The 15,551-nt window shown below is 62.1% G+C and carries 13 protein-coding genes and 1 riboswitch; of the genes, 8 read left to right on the top strand and 5 right to left on the bottom strand.

The window, feature by feature from the left end; genetic code table 11:
• Positions 1–115: 115 nt before the first annotated feature.
• Positions 116–382, bottom strand: coding sequence for a helix-turn-helix domain-containing protein (locus tag AC3WR3_RS11440; RefSeq protein ID WP_005298604.1), 267 nt, complete (start codon positions 380–382; stop codon positions 116–118).
• 258 nt (positions 383–640) lie between these two features.
• Between AC3WR3_RS11440 and AC3WR3_RS11435 the strand changes: the two genes are divergently transcribed.
• The 4 genes from AC3WR3_RS11435 to AC3WR3_RS11420 all read left to right on the top strand — a co-directional run bounded on the left by AC3WR3_RS11435 (position 641) and on the right by AC3WR3_RS11420 (position 5,300).
• Entirely contained in the window at positions 641–1,234 is a 594-nt protein-coding gene (locus AC3WR3_RS11435; protein ID WP_319918244.1) for a hypothetical protein, read from the top strand.
• A gap of 308 nt (positions 1,235–1,542) precedes the next feature.
• Complete coding sequence (gene ompA / locus AC3WR3_RS11430) at positions 1,543–2,562, top strand: porin OmpA (protein WP_041206213.1); 1,020 nt, start codon at positions 1,543–1,545, stop codon at positions 2,560–2,562.
• 417 nt (positions 2,563–2,979) lie between these two features.
• Entirely contained in the window at positions 2,980–3,981 is a 1,002-nt protein-coding gene (gene ompA / locus AC3WR3_RS11425; RefSeq protein ID WP_139438212.1) for a porin OmpA, read from the top strand.
• A 230-nt stretch (positions 3,982–4,211) separates the two neighbouring features.
• Positions 4,212–5,300 carry an OmpA family protein gene (locus AC3WR3_RS11420; protein ID WP_492291896.1) on the top strand — a complete coding sequence of 363 codons (1,089 nt, stop codon included), beginning with the start codon at positions 4,212–4,214 and terminating at the stop codon, positions 5,298–5,300.
• Between the two features lie 73 nt (positions 5,301–5,373).
• On the opposite strand, the gene AC3WR3_RS11415 is transcribed toward AC3WR3_RS11420, so the two are convergent.
• Both AC3WR3_RS11415 and AC3WR3_RS11410 read right to left on the bottom strand, forming a co-directional pair.
• Complete coding sequence (locus AC3WR3_RS11415; RefSeq protein ID WP_139438208.1) at positions 5,374–7,068, bottom strand: NAD-dependent malic enzyme; 1,695 nt, start codon at positions 7,066–7,068, stop codon at positions 5,374–5,376.
• A 55-nt stretch (positions 7,069–7,123) separates the two neighbouring features.
• A complete protein-coding gene (locus AC3WR3_RS11410) occupies positions 7,124–7,981 on the bottom strand; it encodes a helix-turn-helix transcriptional regulator (RefSeq protein WP_429158628.1) in 858 nt (285 codons plus the stop codon).
• A 120-nt stretch (positions 7,982–8,101) separates the two neighbouring features.
• Between AC3WR3_RS11410 and AC3WR3_RS11405 the strand changes: the two genes are divergently transcribed.
• Both AC3WR3_RS11405 and AC3WR3_RS11400 read left to right on the top strand, forming a co-directional pair.
• Entirely contained in the window at positions 8,102–9,481 is a 1,380-nt protein-coding gene (locus AC3WR3_RS11405; protein WP_492291895.1) for an MATE family efflux transporter, read from the top strand.
• Between the two features lie 134 nt (positions 9,482–9,615).
• Positions 9,616–9,864, top strand: coding sequence for a DUF2498 family protein (locus AC3WR3_RS11400; RefSeq protein ID WP_139438204.1), 249 nt, complete (start codon positions 9,616–9,618; stop codon positions 9,862–9,864).
• A gap of 26 nt (positions 9,865–9,890) precedes the next feature.
• On the opposite strand, the gene AC3WR3_RS11395 is transcribed toward AC3WR3_RS11400, so the two are convergent.
• Positions 9,891–11,030 carry a GGDEF domain-containing protein gene (locus AC3WR3_RS11395; RefSeq protein WP_492291894.1) on the bottom strand — a complete coding sequence of 380 codons (1,140 nt, stop codon included), beginning with the start codon at positions 11,028–11,030 and terminating at the stop codon, positions 9,891–9,893.
• A 243-nt stretch (positions 11,031–11,273) separates the two neighbouring features.
• Between AC3WR3_RS11395 and AC3WR3_RS11390 the strand changes: the two genes are divergently transcribed.
• Both AC3WR3_RS11390 and AC3WR3_RS11385 read left to right on the top strand, forming a co-directional pair.
• Positions 11,274–12,671, top strand: coding sequence for a nucleobase:cation symporter-2 family protein (locus AC3WR3_RS11390; protein ID WP_139438201.1), 1,398 nt, complete (start codon positions 11,274–11,276; stop codon positions 12,669–12,671).
• Positions 12,672–12,770: 99 nt separating this feature from the next.
• Entirely contained in the window at positions 12,771–13,487 is a 717-nt protein-coding gene (locus AC3WR3_RS11385; RefSeq protein ID WP_492291893.1) for a lipoyl protein ligase domain-containing protein, read from the top strand.
• Positions 13,488–13,580: 93 nt separating this feature from the next.
• On the opposite strand, the gene AC3WR3_RS11380 is transcribed toward AC3WR3_RS11385, so the two are convergent.
• Entirely contained in the window at positions 13,581–14,963 is a 1,383-nt protein-coding gene (locus tag AC3WR3_RS11380; RefSeq protein ID WP_492291892.1) for an alanine/glycine:cation symporter family protein, read from the bottom strand.
• Between the two features lie 251 nt (positions 14,964–15,214).
• Positions 15,215–15,330: riboswitch (glycine riboswitch) on the bottom strand.
• Positions 15,331–15,551: the final 221 nt, after the last annotated feature.

The raw sequence follows: 15,551 nt of genomic DNA, 5'->3' as shown, positions 1-15,551 counted from the left end.
TTTAGTTGAAATCGCCACATGAAGCACACAACGCACTCTTTATTTAAATAAATGCCTGTTTTGACAAATAAAAAATGCCGCCTCGCGGGCGGCATTTTTATCAAGGCTCAGGCAATCAAGCCTTGGCAATATCGTCCGGACCGATCTGACCGATTTCGGCGACTTTCTTGTCGGCCAGCAGCCAGAGGGTGAACTTGTGCAGTTCCGGGTGATGAGCCAGGGCGACCAGGAAGGCGCCTCCAACTTCACGGTAACCCAGTTCATAGTTCTTCAGGGTAGTCGGGGGGACGCCCAGCAGATCGGCAAACTTGGGACGGCTCAGGCCAACCGCTTCGCGGATCTGACGGATCTTCTTGCCAACAGTTACGATATTTGAATTCATGTGTTCCATACTCCGTTCGGCGGATTCACTCCACCTTTATTTTTCGCGACGACTCGTAGTCAAGTGTATCAGTTTTGAACGGACTCGTTATGGTCGAGCCTCTATCTTTAATAAGCGTCTTTCGACGACAACCCTAACAAACCTCGGGGATGGTAATCGCAGAGTCGCCTCAGGTAAACAGTCTCGAAGAGAAACCTTTATTGTTGCCACGGCCATAACTCGTATAATTCGTCGGTTATCCCTTAAAGAGTATTCAGCATGGCATTTCCCGGCATCATCTCCCGACTTCACCCGGATTCAGACCCCGATTCCCTCCCCCGCCAGCTCCGTCAGAGTCAGCAAACCCGGGCCGAGGCACTCTGGCTGCCCGCCGCCATGCAGAGCGAGGCCGCATCCGTACTGGCTTCCCTTCCGGACAAGTGCAGCCTCTATCTCGAGCAAGTCGCCCCCCTGCCCCTGCGCAGCCACGACGGCGTTCTGCAGCCAGATGGCAGCCTGCTGCTTGGCAATGGTAACCGCATGACACTGGCGACGGAAAAAGGGGACGGTGGGCTGGTGCCCGAGCAGGGCCTGCAGGAGATGGCCCAGTGGCTTGAAGCCGGCCATCAACATTTCATCTGTTCAGCCGCGATTCAGCCGGTGGCCAGGGCCATCCTCAATATCTGGCCCCTGGACCCCTATCTCGCCCGCCATTTTTTACTCGGCTTCACACCCTTGCTGTGCGAAGCAACCGAGGCCGACTATCTCGCGGTGTTTGCAGCCAGGGACGCTATCGCCACCCCGCAGCACGCTTGGGTTGAGGCCTATATGAAGCTTGAGCGAAAGCTGCATCGCGCCTACTTGGATCACTAATAAATCCAGATAAACAGCCAGTTATCCATACGACACAATCTGCCCCACAGATTATCTGTGAGCTTGATCATGTTTTGAAATGAGCATAAAGTGCGCCACGTCATCGGAATGACATCGGCTGTTCGTGGCGAAGTATGCGCTCTCGATAGTGCAACTCGCCCACCTGTGCACCCAGATAACGTGCCTCCTGGATGGATCTAGGATCCCTGCTCGGCGCAACCCTTGTTGCCCGGCAGAGCCAGCAGCTTACATAAATTACAAAGTGCGAAGCACGTGAACAACGTGCCATCTCAACGAGGATTAATTTTATGATGAAAATGGCTCCTTCCCTGATCGCCATCGCCATGGCTGCCATGGGTGCAACTGCTGCACACGCCGCTGATGATATCTACTTCGGTGCCGGTGTCGGTGCAACTCACTTCAACGGTCTGAACAAGATCGAAGGCGTGAACACTGGTGAAGAAGACGCGGCTGCTGCCAATGCCTTCGTTGGTTACAACTTCAACGAGTACTTCGGTTCCGAACTGGGCTACCAGTACACCGGCCGTGGCAACACCGATGGCAACCGTTACGAGAGCCAGGGTGCCACCCTGTCCGGTATCGCTCGTCTGCCGCTGGGCAACGACTTCTCCCTGTTCGGTGAAGCTGGCGCCTACTGGGGCCACACCGACGGTATGGGCACCAGCGATACCAAGGTATCCCCGCTGGCCGGTGCCGGTGTGACCTACAAGGTCAACGACGCGCTGGATCTGCAAGCTCGTTACCGCTACATGTGGGACGTGGCTGACCTGCACGCCGACAACGTACGCTACAAGTCCAACCAGAGCGTTGCGACCCTGGAAGCCGTTTACCACCCGTTCCGTACTTCCTACGTAGCGCCGGCTCCGGCTCCTGTTGTTGAAGAAGCACCGGCTCCTGCTCCGCAGATCGTTGAAAAGAACTTCGCCCTGAACTCCGACGTGCTGTTTGCCTTTGGCAAAGACAGCCTGAAGGCCGAAGGCGTGGAAGCCCTGAACGCTCTGTACCAGCAGATCGTCGAGTTCCAGCCGAAAGACGGCAACGCTGTTGTTGTTGGTTACACCGACCGTATCGGTTCCGACGCTTACAACCAGAAGCTGTCTGAAGCCCGTGCCCGCACCGTTGCCAACTTCCTGGTCAGCAAGGGTATGGCTGCCAGCAAGGTTGCCATCGAAGGTCGTGGCGAAGCCAACCCGGTTACCGGCACCAAGTGCAACGGCGTAACCGCCAAGGCTCAGCTGATCTCCTGCCTGGCCCCGGACCGTCGCGTAGAAGTGCGCGTATCCGGCGTACAGGAAGTTCAGCAGTAATCTGACTCCGCTCAGATAACGCGAAAAGGGGATGCCACGGCATCCCCTTTTGCATGTCTGTCGCCTCAAACGTCACCCTCTGTCTCATCACACTCTCCCCGCCCCCTCTCTGATCAGGCCGCACCCCGTCACGCCAGCGCTGCATATCTGACCAGAAACTTGATCAAGCCGATTCAAAAGAATACAGTAGCAACGCTTGTAAGACATTGGATGAACTATTAAAAGTCCCCATTGCCCGGTTAGTTGTCCATGGAGAAACAGCTTCATGAGAATCCAGGTTACCATCCATTTTTTATTCAAGCCGTCCGTGACGAGATCACGGAATCGCAACATGACAACATGAAGTGTCATCTGCGATCGGTATAACAAAGAGTGCGCAGTACGCCCATAGCACGGCAACTCAACGAGGATAAAATGATGAAAATGAAAGTGGCTCCAACCCTGATTGCTCTGGCTATTGCAGCCATGGGAACCTCCACCGCCCAGGCGGCTGATGACTGGTACACGGGTATGGGTGCAGGTTGGGCTTATGGCCATGACCTGGACTCCTTCGGTCTGGATGCTGACAAGGACGCCACCGCGATCTCCCTGTTCGGCGGTTACAACTTCAACGATTACTACGCGGCCGAGCTCGGCTACCTCTACGCCGGCAAGGGTGGCGTCGATGGCGTCGACTTCAAGACCCAAGGGGCGACCCTGTCCGCCCTTGGCCGTCTGCCGCTGGGTGACATCTTCTCCGTGTTCGCCGAAGGCGGTGCCTACTTCAATCATGTCAACGGCAATGGCGAGAGCGACAACGGCACCTCGCCCCTGGCCGGCCTGGGTCTGACCGCCAAGGTCTCCGATCTGCTCGATCTGCAGGCCCGCTACCGCTACATCTGGGATCTGGGTGACGAGCAGAAGACCTGGAAGACCGACATGAGCGTCGCCACCGTGGAACTGGTGATGCACCCGAACCGCAAGGCCTATGTAGCCCCTGTGGCCGCGCCGGCTCCCGAGCCGGTTCCCGAGCCCGTCATGGTCGACAAGAACTTCTCCCTGAGCTCTGACGTGCTGTTTGCCTTCGGCAAATCCACCCTGAAGCCGGAAGGGACTGCCGCCCTCAACACCCTGTATCAGCAGATCGTTGACGTTCAGCCGAAAGATGGCAGCGCCGTGGTAGTCGGTTACACCGACCGTATCGGTTCCGACGCCTACAACCAGAAGCTGTCCGAAGCCCGTGCCCGCACCGTGGCCGACTTCCTGGTCGGCAAGGGTCTGCCGGCAGGCAAGGTCGCCATCGAAGGCCGTGGCGAAGCGAACCCGGTCACCGGCACCCAGTGTGACGGCGTCAAGGGCAAGAACCAGCTGATCGCCTGCCTGGCACCGGATCGCCGCGTCGAAGTGCGCGTCACCGGCGTGCAGGAAGTCCAGCAGTAAGCGGTCAACCCGCACCTGAAAAAAAGGGGCCGTACGGCCCCTTTTTTATTCATCAGTCAGCCCCTCCCACCCCCGTTCCGGGGCGAAACAGTTGTCACCTTCCTCACAGATTTTCCATACGGGGGCGCCACTTAAGTGGTTAAACGTCTCATATGGCCTATACATAATGTTGGTTATACATAACAAAGGGCTGGGAGCCCTATAACACCCAACATCGACGAGGAAACGCGATGAACATTAGACTGAAACCGGTATGGATTGCACTGGCATTGGCGACGGGAGCGGCACAGGCGGCGCCTATGCACGACTGGTATATAGGGGCGGGGGCGGGCTGGGCATGGGCCCATGATCTCGATGATTTCAGCAAGGATGTCAGCAACGATGACACTGCGTACAACGCCTTCGCCGGATACAACTTCACCGAAAACCTGGGCGCCGAACTGGGCTATCTGTCGGGCGGGGACTGGGACGTCAATGGTCACGAGTTCAGCAACCAGGGGGCGACCCTGTCGATCCTGGGCCGCCTGCCATTGAACGACATCTTCTCGGTGTTTGCCGAGGGTGGCGGCTACCTCTACAGCGTCAAGTCCATCAACGGCAGCGAGGACAACCTGGCGCCGCTGGCCGGGCTCGGCATGACCGCCAGGCTGCACGACTGGATCGACATCCAGGCCCGCTATCGCTACATGGTGCGGGTGGGGGATGACTCGGACAACGACAAGCTGGGCAGCGGCACCCAGCGCTGGGTCAGCGACATCAGCACCGCCACCCTGGAGCTGGTGCTGCACCCCAACCGCACCGTGGCCGCAGTGCCGGTGGCCGCCCCCCTGGTGGTGACCCCACCGCCGCCTCCCGAGCCGGTGGATCAGACCTTCAACCTGAGCTCTGACGTGCTGTTTGCCTTTGGCAAGGCCGAGCTCAAGCCGGAAGGCATGTCCGCCCTGGACGATCTCTACCAGCAGATAGTCGACGTCAAGCCCAAGGATGGCAACGCCCTGGTGATGGGCTATACCGACCGCATCGGCTCGGATGCCAACAATCAGGCACTGTCGGAGGCCCGCGCCAGCACGGTCGCCAACTTCCTCATCGGCAAGGGTCTGCCCGCCGACAAGGTGAGCATCCAGGGCAATGGCGAGAGCAATCCGGTCACCGGTACCCAGTGCGATGACGTCAAGGCGAGAGCCGCCCTCATCGACTGCCTGGCCCCGGATCGCCGGGTCGAGATCCGGGTGACCGGCGTGCAGGCCGCCGCACCAGCGGCCACCGAGCCCGCGGCCGAACCTGCTGCCGAACCTGCTGCCGAGCAACCGGCACAATAACCCCTCATCCGCCTCTGCCGTGCACAAAAAAAGGGATGCTTGCGCATCCCTTCTGCTTTTGCGGCCTCTTCGATCAGAACGAGGTGCGACGATAGCGGCGGTATTCCGGCCGCCAGAAGTTCGCTTCGATGGCCTGATCTATCACATCATCGGGGGTCTGTACCGCCTTGCCCTGCAGCATGGCGGTCTTGGCCACCATCTTGGCGATGTAGCGGGAGACCCGATGGATATCCGCCAGATCCGGCAGCAAGGAGCCCTCCTCTCCCTTCACCAGCGGCGAGCACTCCGCCAGCGCCCGGCTGGCGGACATCAGCATGGCGTCGGTCACCCGGGTGGCGCCCGAGGCGATGACGCCAAGGCCAATCCCCGGGAAGATGAAGGAGTTGTTGCACTGGGCGATGACGTAGCGCTTGCCCTTGTACTCCACCGGCGCGAACGGGCTGCCGGTGGCCACCAGCACCTGGCCGTCGGTCCAGCGGATGAGATCCGCCGGCGTCGCCTCCACCCGGGAGGTGGGGTTGGAGAGCGGGAAGATGATGGGGCGGGCGCAGTGCTTGTGCATGGTCTTGACCACCTCTTCGGTGAACAGGCCAGGCTGGCCGGAGACCCCGATCAGGATGTCCGGACGACCGTGCTCCATCACCTCCAGCAGGGAGATGTTGTCCCCCACCGGCCACTCCTTGATCCGCTCCAGCGGCTGGGAGAGCTTGCGCTGGAAGTCGAGCTGGTTGGGGATCTTGTCGGTGATGAGGCCGAAACGGTCCACCATGAAGACCCGGCCGCGGGCCTCCGCATCATTCAGCCCTTCGGCCTTCATCTGCGCCACTATCTGCTCGGCGATGCCGCAGCCGGCGCTGCCCGCACCGAGGAAGGCGACCCGCTTCTCGGAGAGCTTGGCTCCCGAGGCCTTGCAGGCGGCGATCAGGCTGCCGAGAGTCACGGCGGCGGTGCCTTGGATGTCGTCGTTGAAGCAGCACAGCTCGTCCTTGTAGCGGTTGAGCAGCGGGGTGGCATTGCCCTGGGCGAAGTCCTCGAACTGCAACAGGATCTCGGGCCAGCGGCGCTTGACCGCCTGGATGAAGGCATCGACGAACTCGTCGTACTCCTCGCCCGAGATGCGCGGATGGCGCCAGCCCATGTAGAAGGGATCGTTGAGCAGTTGCTGGTTGTTGGTGCCCACGTCCAGCACCACCGGCAGGCAGTAGGCGGGGGAGATGCCGCCGCAGGCGGTATAGAGGGAGAGCTTGCCGATGGGAATGCCCATGCCGCCGATGCCCTGATCCCCGAGGCCCAGGATCCGCTCGCCGTCGGTGACCACTATCACCTTGACGTTCTGCTTGGTGGCGTTTTGCAGCATGTCATCGATCCTGTCCTTGTCCGGATAGGAGATGAAGAGGCCGCGGGCGCGGCGGTAGATGTTGGAGAACTCCTCGCACGCCTTGCCCACGGTCGGGGTGTAGATGACCGGCAGCATCTCGGTCAGGTGGTTGTTCAGCAGGCGATAGAACAGGGTTTCGTTGGTGTCCTGGATGTTGCGCAGATAGATGTGCTTGTCCATGTCGTTGCCGAACGCCATGAACTGGCGATAGGCGCGTTCCGCCTGTTCTTCGATGGTTTCGATGTTCTGGGGCAGCAGGCCTTCCAGATTGAAGCTGCTGCGCTCCTCGCTGGTGAAGGCACTGCCCTTGTTGAGCAGCGGGGTCTCCAGCAGGGCCGGGCCGGCGTAGGGAATGTAGAGGGGACGTTTCTGATTATTATCTTCAAACATGGATCTGTACCTTGACTGTGTGGCCCGCCGATCCTATGGGCTTGGGCCAACAATTTCAAAGGGTTTGCACCTCAGTGACAACAGGTTTGCGACCCAGGCGACGAAAGGCGCCGGGGGTCTGACCAGTGAGGCGGCGAAAACGGTTCGCAAAGTTGGCGCCGTCGCTGTAACCGACCCGGCTGGCCAGCTCAGCCAGCGGCCAGTTGGTATAGAGCAGCAGCTGGCGCGCCTTGTTCATCCGAAGCTGAGTCAGCCAGGCCATGGGCCCCATGCCGAACACCTGCTGGCAGAGCCGATGCAGATGGGGCACAGAGCAGGCCATCTGGTCGGCCAGCAACGCCACGCTCCAGGGTTCATCGAGGCGCGCCTCCACCCGGCGAAACAGCGCCTGCAGCCTGAGCTCGGGGGTGCCGCGCACCTCCCCCTGCAGGGTCCTGTCCAGCAGGGCCAGCAACAGGCTGAGCAGCTGGGGCTGCAAGGGCGATCGCACCCCCTCCCCCTGCATCAGGCTGAGCAGATGGTAGAGCTGCGCCCCCTCCTCCCCCTGCCAGATCCGGTGGCCGAGCCGGTGCAGGTGCTGCCAGCGCGGCACGTCATCCAGCAGGATCCAGCTTGTCTGCCAGCCCTCGCCAATGAGCCTGAGCCCCCCCGGTACGGCCGCCGGCAGGAAGATGAGCGAGCCCGCGGGGATGGGCTGCTCCCCCTGATCAGTCAGCAGGGCCCCGCCCTCGTCGTGGCTCACCATCAGGATGTGGAACTCGGGTCTGTTGCGGCGAATGAGGTAGTGATCCCGCAAGCGGGAGAGGCCGGTCAGGAAGATGCCGGCCTCCCCCAGCAGGGGCAAGCCTTCACGCCCCAGCATCCGCTCCTCGCAGCCGGGAGCTATCTCAAGACACTCGCTGACAAATGCCATAACGCCTCAACATGATAGTTTTGAACAAGAAAGCCGAGAGGTGCTCACAGTGGCTCCTCCCGCTACTACCCCTATCATACCCATGACAAACCTTGCTTTTCACATACCCGGTTAACATAAATGAATTATTGGCAAGCGATTTTAAAACAAACCACCGATCGTGAGTTCATGACCCGACTGTGGCGGCTGGCCCTGCCGGTGTCGCTGCAATCCATGATGTTCTCCCTGCTCGGTCTCATCGACATCATGATGGTGAGCCAGCTTGGCACCACGGCTGTGGCGGCGGTCGGCTTGGGTAACCGGGTCTTCTTCTTCAACCTGCTGGTGATAGCGGGGCTCTCTGGCGGGGTCTCGGTGTTGGCGGCGCAATACTATGGCCGGGGCGAGCTGGCCGGGGTGCGCCGCTCCCTGGCCCTGGCCCTGGTGGGCGCCCTGCTGGTGAGCCTGCCGTTTGCCCTCGTCTATGTGCTCTCGCCGGGCAGCGTGCTCGGCTTTGCCAGCCAGGATCCCGCGCTGCGCCTGCTGGCCGACGAGTTCCTGATGATCACAGGTGCCACCATCCTCTGCACCGCCGTGGTGGTGCCCCTGGAGGCGGCCCTGCGCTCGGTGGGCAACGCGGCGGCGCCGACCCGGATCGGCATCATTGCCATCATCGCCAACGTCATCCTCAACTACGCCCTCATCTTCGGCAACTTCGGCTTCGAGGCCATGGGGGTCGCGGGCTCGGCCTGGGGCACCACGATTTCACGACTGCTGCAGACGGCGCTGCTGCTTGCCTATGTGTGGCGCCAGGAGCCGCGCCTGGTGCCGCGCCGACAGGACTGGTGGGACGCCTTTCGGCGCAAGGAGGTGGTGCGCTTCACCCTGATCGCCCTGCCGCTCCTGTTCCATGATGGGCTCTGGGCCTTCGGCATGCTGCTCTACGGCTTCCTCTACGCTCATCTGGGCACCGACTCCCTGGCCATAATGACCACCCTGGGTACCTTGGAGAGCATCCTTATCTCCCTCTTCTTCGGGCTGGCGGTGGCCTGCTCCACCCTGCTCGGTCACCGGCTCGGGGCCGAGGAGTACGAGGCGGCCTGGCAGCACTCCCAGCTGTTCCTGCTGCTCGCCCCCATAGGCGCCCTGCTGGTGGGGATAGCCGTCTGGCTGTTGCAGACCAACCTGCTGCAGTGGGTCGGCAACCTGCCGGGGGAGCTGATGGGGGAAGCGGGCCAGGTGCTTGCCATCATGTGCCTCGGCATGTTGCTCAAGGTGTTCAACATGGTGGGCATAGTCGGGGTGCTGCGCTCGGGGGGGGACGTGAACTACAGCATCTTCATCGACATAGTCGCCATGTGGTGCATAGGCCTGCCGCTGGCCTGGGTCGCGGTCAGTCTGCTGGGCTGGCCCCTCTCCTGGGTGGTGGCCGTGGTGCTGCTGGAGGAGCTGTGCAAGGTGCTGCTGGTGCAGCGCAGGATCCGCCAGCGTCACTGGCTCAAGAATCTGGTGATGGGGTGACGGCAGCCCGCAGCCGGGCAAAAAAGCGGGGTCATATCAATGACAGAAAATCCCCCCTTGCAGTATGCTAACCGCCTCTTCAATCAGCGGCGGGGCACACCACGCCCTGCCAGTAGTCGTTTAAGGAGACGCACATGCAACCACAAAAAGAGCTGATCACCGAGACTGCCCTGCTGGAGATGGCCAACGGCATCATCAAGAGCCACGAAGACTTCATCCACGGCATGCGTGCCGATGCGGTGGAGCAGAAGGGGGAGATCCTGGTGTTCAAGGGGGAGTTCTTCCTGGCCGAGGATGGCACCCCGACCGGCAAGACAATGGCGGTGTTCAACATGTTCAAGCTGCTGGCCCAGCAGTTGTCAGGCAAGTACCGGCTGAACTGATAGCGCCCCCTGACAAGATGCCGCCCTCAGGCGGCATCCGTCTTTGCGGACCCGGGCTTGCACGGCGTCTTCGCCAGCTCGCCCACCACGCAGTTTCGCCCCGCCATCTTGGCCATGTAGAGGCACTCGTCCGCCCGGTTGAGCAGCTCCTCGACGCTCTCCCCGCGCAGGGACAGGGTCAGGCCTATGCTCACCGTCACCTCCAGCAGTTCATCCGACGTCGGGCTCTTCACCAGCCGCGCCTCCACCGCCACCCTCAGTCGCTCGGCGATCCGTTTCGCCTGGGCCAGATCGGCGCAGTTGGGCAGCAGTATGGCAAACTCCTCGCCGCCGTAGCGACCGAGCACCATGCCGGGCTCCAGCTGCTCCGCCAGGGTCGCCGCCACCTCCTTGAGCACGGCATCCCCCGCCAGATGGCCGAAGGTGTCGTTGATGCGCTTGAATCTGTCCAGATCCAGCAGCAGCACGGCAAAGGATGCCTGCTTGCGGATCATGCTGACCCTGGCCTTCTCGAGCCGCTTCATCAGCAGGCGGCGGTTCATCATGCCGGTCAGCTCGTCCGTGGTGGACTCCCGATAGAGCTGCAGCAGCATGTTGAGCTGGCCGCACTGCACCCAGGCACTCGCCACCGTGAAGAGCCCCAGCAACCAGACCTGGTTGAGGGTCTGCACGCTCAGGAGCGGCTGGCCCACCAAGAGCCAGTTGCCCGCCAGCATGGTGATCAGTATGCCTCCCGCCAGTTGCAGGCTGAGGGAGAGCGGTATGGGGAAGATGGCAAACAGGCTGATGAGCAGATAGGGGAAGGCCATGTAGCCCGCCTGCAGCTCCTGATCCGTCCCGAAGCTGTGCAGACAGATGAGGGAGAAGAGCATCATCACCGCCATCAGGTAGCCCAGGGCCAGCTTCATGCGCTCGCGCTTGAAGTGGATGAGATAGGAGAGGGGGATCAGGGGAGAGAGGGCCAGCAGGCAGAAGATCCTGACCTGAAACAGCTCGTCAAACTGGGTGGCCGGCAGGGTCAGCCAGTCCACCAGCGCCCAGGCAGGCAAGCCCACCATCAGCAGGCAGGTGAGCAGGCGCAGACGCACCGTCATAAAGCCCATGCGGGTCAGGGTGAAATCTTCGGAGTGGGCACGGGCACTCCAGAACTCCGACAGCTTCAGCATCCAGAGTCTCCATTTTACAACTGAGGGCTCATTCTACACCGTCCCTCCCTGGATGCATCAGCATGTCCCCCATTTATAACGAGAACTGCCTCACACAAACCGGCGGATCATAATCGCCGCGCGCAAACGTTTCAACCCATCGAAAAATAAACCGGTTATTGCTCCAATTAGCGCTGGTCAGCCCAGGTTCAGCCACTAGAATAGCGCCCAATTTTCTCCCCCTCCCCACACTCAGAGGTATTTATGGAACAGGCTGCCGCCGTGCGCGCGACTCCAGAGACCCACCCCCCCAGGCGAGCCCACAGCGAGCTCATCTACGGCATAGACGAGGTTCCGCCCCTGCCCCAGACCCTGTTCGCCGCCCTGCAGCACATGCTCGCCATGTTTGTCGCCATCATCACTCCGCCCCTCATCATCGCCAATGCCCTGGGTCTCCCGGCCGCCGACACCCGCTACATCGTCTCCATGTCCCTGGTCATGTCCGGCATCGCCTCCTTCATCCAGACCCGCCGCTTCGGCCCCCTCGGTTCGGGCCTGCTCTCGGTGCAGGGCACCAGCTTCAACTTCCTCGGCCCCATCATCGCCTCCGGCCTGGCCCTCAAGCAGGCCGCCATGCCCACCGAGGATCTGCTGGGCACCCTGTTCGGCACCATGCTGGCGGCCGCCCTCACCATAGTGGTGATGAGCCGCTTCCTGCATCTGGTCAAGCGCATCATCACCCCCCTGGTGACCGGCATAGTGGTGCTGCTCATCGGCCTGACCCTGATCAAGGTGGGCCTCATCAGCATGGGTGGCGGCTATGCCGCGCTCTCGGACGGCAGCTTCGCCAGCCACACCAACCTCTTCCTCTCCCTGCTGGTGCTCGGCCTCATCGTGTTGCTGCAGCGCAGCCGCAACCCCTGGCTGCGCCTATCCGCCATCATGATCGCCATGCTGGCGGGTTACGCCGTCGCCCTGCTGCTGGGCAAGGTCAGCCCTCCCACCTTCGAGGGCCCCCTGGTGATGGTGCCCATCCCGCTTCACTACGGCATCGGCTTTGACTGGCAGCTGTTCGTGCCGCTCGCCATCATCTTCGTGGTGACGGCGCTGGAAGCCATAGGCGACATGACAGCCACCTCGGACATCTCCGGCGAGCCGCTGGACGGGCCCGTCTACATGGCGCGGATCAAGGGGGGCGTGCTGGCCGATGGCGCCAACTCCATGCTGGCGGCTGTCTTCTCCACCTTCCCCATGTCCACCTTCGCCCAGAACAACGGCGTCATCCAGCTGACCGGGGTCGCCAGCCGCCACGTCGGCCTCTTCATCGCCGCCATGCTGGCCCTGCTCGGCCTGTTCCCGGCGGTGGCCAGCCTGGTGCAGCAGATCCCCGAGCCCGTGCTGGGGGGCGCCACCATCGTCATGTTCGGCACCATAGCCGCCGCCGGGGTGCGCATCATCTCCCGCGAGGAGCTGGACCGCCGCGCCCTGATGATACTGGCGGTGTCGCTCGCCATGGGGCTGGGTGTCGCCCAGGTGCCCGAGGTGCTGCAGCACCTGCCGGAGCTGGCCAGAAGCGTGCTCTCCTACGGCGTCGCCACCGGCGGCCTCACCGCCATCGTGATGAACCTGCTGCTGCCCAAGCGCGGCGGCGCCCAGGCCTGACGCGCTCCAGAGCGAACAGGTAAAGCCCCGCCGTGCGGGGCTTTACCTTGTTTGTCGCCCCGGGTACTGTGCTGGCAGCCTCTGTTCAGGATGCCCTACATGCCCTATACCCTGCTTTCCCCCCTGCCCGCCCGCCACACCCCGGATCAGATACTGGCCGAGGAGCAGCGCTGGCTGCGGGAGTGCGCCCATGACGGCCAGCCCCGCGCCCACCTCTGGCAGGCGCCCCAATGCCTTATCGTCACCCGCAAGGACGTGCGCCTGCCCCGCTATCAGGCGGCCTGCGAGCAGCTCGCCAGCGAAGGCTGGCCCGTCCATGTGCGGGACAGCGGCGGCACCGCCGTGCCCCACGGGGCCGGCATCCTCAACATGTCTATCTTGCTGCCCCGTACCACCACGGATCTTGGCCACTACTACCATCTGCTAGGCGCGCCGCTGCTGGCCCTGCTGGGCGAATACAGTCTCGAGGGAAACTATGACTTCGTGCCCGGATCCTTTTGCGACGGCCAGTACAATCTGGTGATCGGGGGCCGCAAGGTCACCGGCACAGCCCAGCGCTGGCTGGCGCCGGGGCAGGATCACGGGGGCGCCGTGCTGGCCCAGGCCATGTTACTGGTGGCGGGGGATGTGGACGAAGGCACCCGGATGGCGAGCCGCTTCTACGAGCTGGCGGGCGGGGAGCTGCGCTTTGCACCCGGCACCTCCACTACCCTGGCGCAGCAGATCCATTGGCAGGGGAGCGAGGAAGCGCTGGTGGAGAGAGTGCGAGGGCGGCTGGCGCGACTGCTGACAGAGAGTCCGATGCCCTTACCCTGAGCCCTCGGAGGGGGCGCCTCCTCCATGCGCCATTCATAAAAAAGCCACAACCCGGGTCGTGGCTTTGCTTTTCCGCATTGGTCGGGCGCAGATTCAGGCGGTCTGCGGCTCGGGCTCGGACTCCGTATCGCTGTCCCGGTCCCGACTGAAGTAGGCCCGGGTCTCGGCGATCACCACGTGACGCAGGCCGATGAGGCCGATGAGGTTGGGTACCGCCATCAGGCCGTTGACGATGTCCGCCAGCAGCCAAATCAGGTCCAGATGGAGGAAGGCGCCGCTCGCCACCAGCACCAGATAGACGATGCGATAGGGCTTGATCGCCTTGACCCCGAACAGGTACTCGGTGCAGCGCTCGCCGTAGTAGTTCCAGCCGAGGATGGTGGTGAAGGCGAAGAACAGGAGGCCGATGCTCACCAGATACTGGCCTATGTGGGTATCCAGTCCCTGGGCAAAGGCCTGGCTGGTCATGGCGGCGCCACTCAAGTCCCCGCTCCACACGCCTGTCACCACCAGGGTCAGGCCCGTCATGGTGCAGATGATGATGGTGTCGATGAAGGTGCCGGTCATGGAGACCAGCCCCTGCTCCACACAGGAGTCCGTCTTGGCCGCCGCCGCGGCTATGGGGGCCGAGCCCAGCCCGGATTCGTTGGAGAAGACCCCCCGTGCCACCCCGGACTGGATCGCCAGCATGATGCCGGCCCCGACGAAGCCGCCGGTGGCCGCATGGCCGGTGAAGGCGCTCTCGATCACCAGCATGACGGCGTCGGGCAGGGCGCCGGCGTTGTTCACCAACACGCCGAGACAGGCGAGTATGTAGAAGATGGCCATGAAGGGGACCACCTTGCTCGACACGCTGGAGATGGACTGGATGCCCCCCAGGGTCACCAGGGCCACTATCAGGGTCAGCACCACCGCGGTCACTTCACGGGGTACCGAGAAGGAGAGGCTCATGGCATCACTGATGGCGTTGACCTGAGGGAAGGTGCCGATGCCGAAGAAGGCGACGCCTATGCCGAACAGGGCGAACAGCTTGGCCAGCGGCCTGGAGCCCAGCCCCTTCTCCAGATAGTACATGGGGCCGCCCGCCATCTGGCCGTTGGCATCCTGCTCGCGGTATTTGACCGCCAGCAGGCACTCGGCGTACTTGGTGGCCATGCCGAACAGGGCCGCCATCCACATCCAGAACAGGGCGCCGGGGCCGCCGAGCTTGATGGCGGTGGCGACACCGACGATGTTGCCTGTGCCTATGGTGGCGGAGAGGGCGGTGCACAGGGCGGCGAAGCTGGAGACATCCCCCTGCTTGCCCTGACCCTGATCCCGGCCAAAGACAAGCTTGAGGGCGAGCGGCAAGCGCACGACCTGAAGCAGACCCAATCGCCAGGTGAGATAGATACCGGTCCCGACCAGCAGGATCAGCAGGGGTGGACCCCAGACAAAGCTATCGATGGCGGCGAGCGCCGATTGAATTGATGACATGCATCCTCCTTAAAAAACAACGATTAAGGAGGAGAAGGATGATCTTCCCATTAGGTGTCGCGATCGGCCAGAGGCGATCGGATGCGGGCCAAAAACGTGCTCACACTCTTACTGCGAGGCCGTGATCAAGGCTCATGCGCTGCTCGGAAGCCTCATGTATTCACATACACTCCGGTTCCTGCGCTGCTCTTTACCTTGCTGACGACCTCTCGTGACAGATCGTGAACAGTTCTAAGCTCAGGTACAACCATCCCATCCCCTCTGTCCTTTTGCCTGAGAGTTTCCGGCGCCAGCCAGCCCTTGCGGGTCGTCATGGTGCCTTGCTCCTTCGGCGCCCGATCTAACGGGTCTCTCCAGAGTATCGTCCAGTAGCAGTCCACACCGGTTGCCCGGTACCTGAAAGATTCACTTCTTCGGTGGATGGTCCCCCATCGCTCTCCTGCTACCTTCATCCGAACTAGTTTGGATTAGGAAGCGGGCATGTTAATCCAAAAAATGTGAGCTGTCTCCCACTCGGCCAGCCTCGGCGCCGCTTTTTTCTGTCCAGGCCATGAGCGGAGCCATGTTAAATGCTCATTAACTATCAAT

The organism is Aeromonas sp. EU05-FHT14A05, assembly GCF_058791175.1.
Note: the sequence above shows the minus strand (reverse complement) of the source record. Positions and strands in the feature narration are given on the sequence as shown.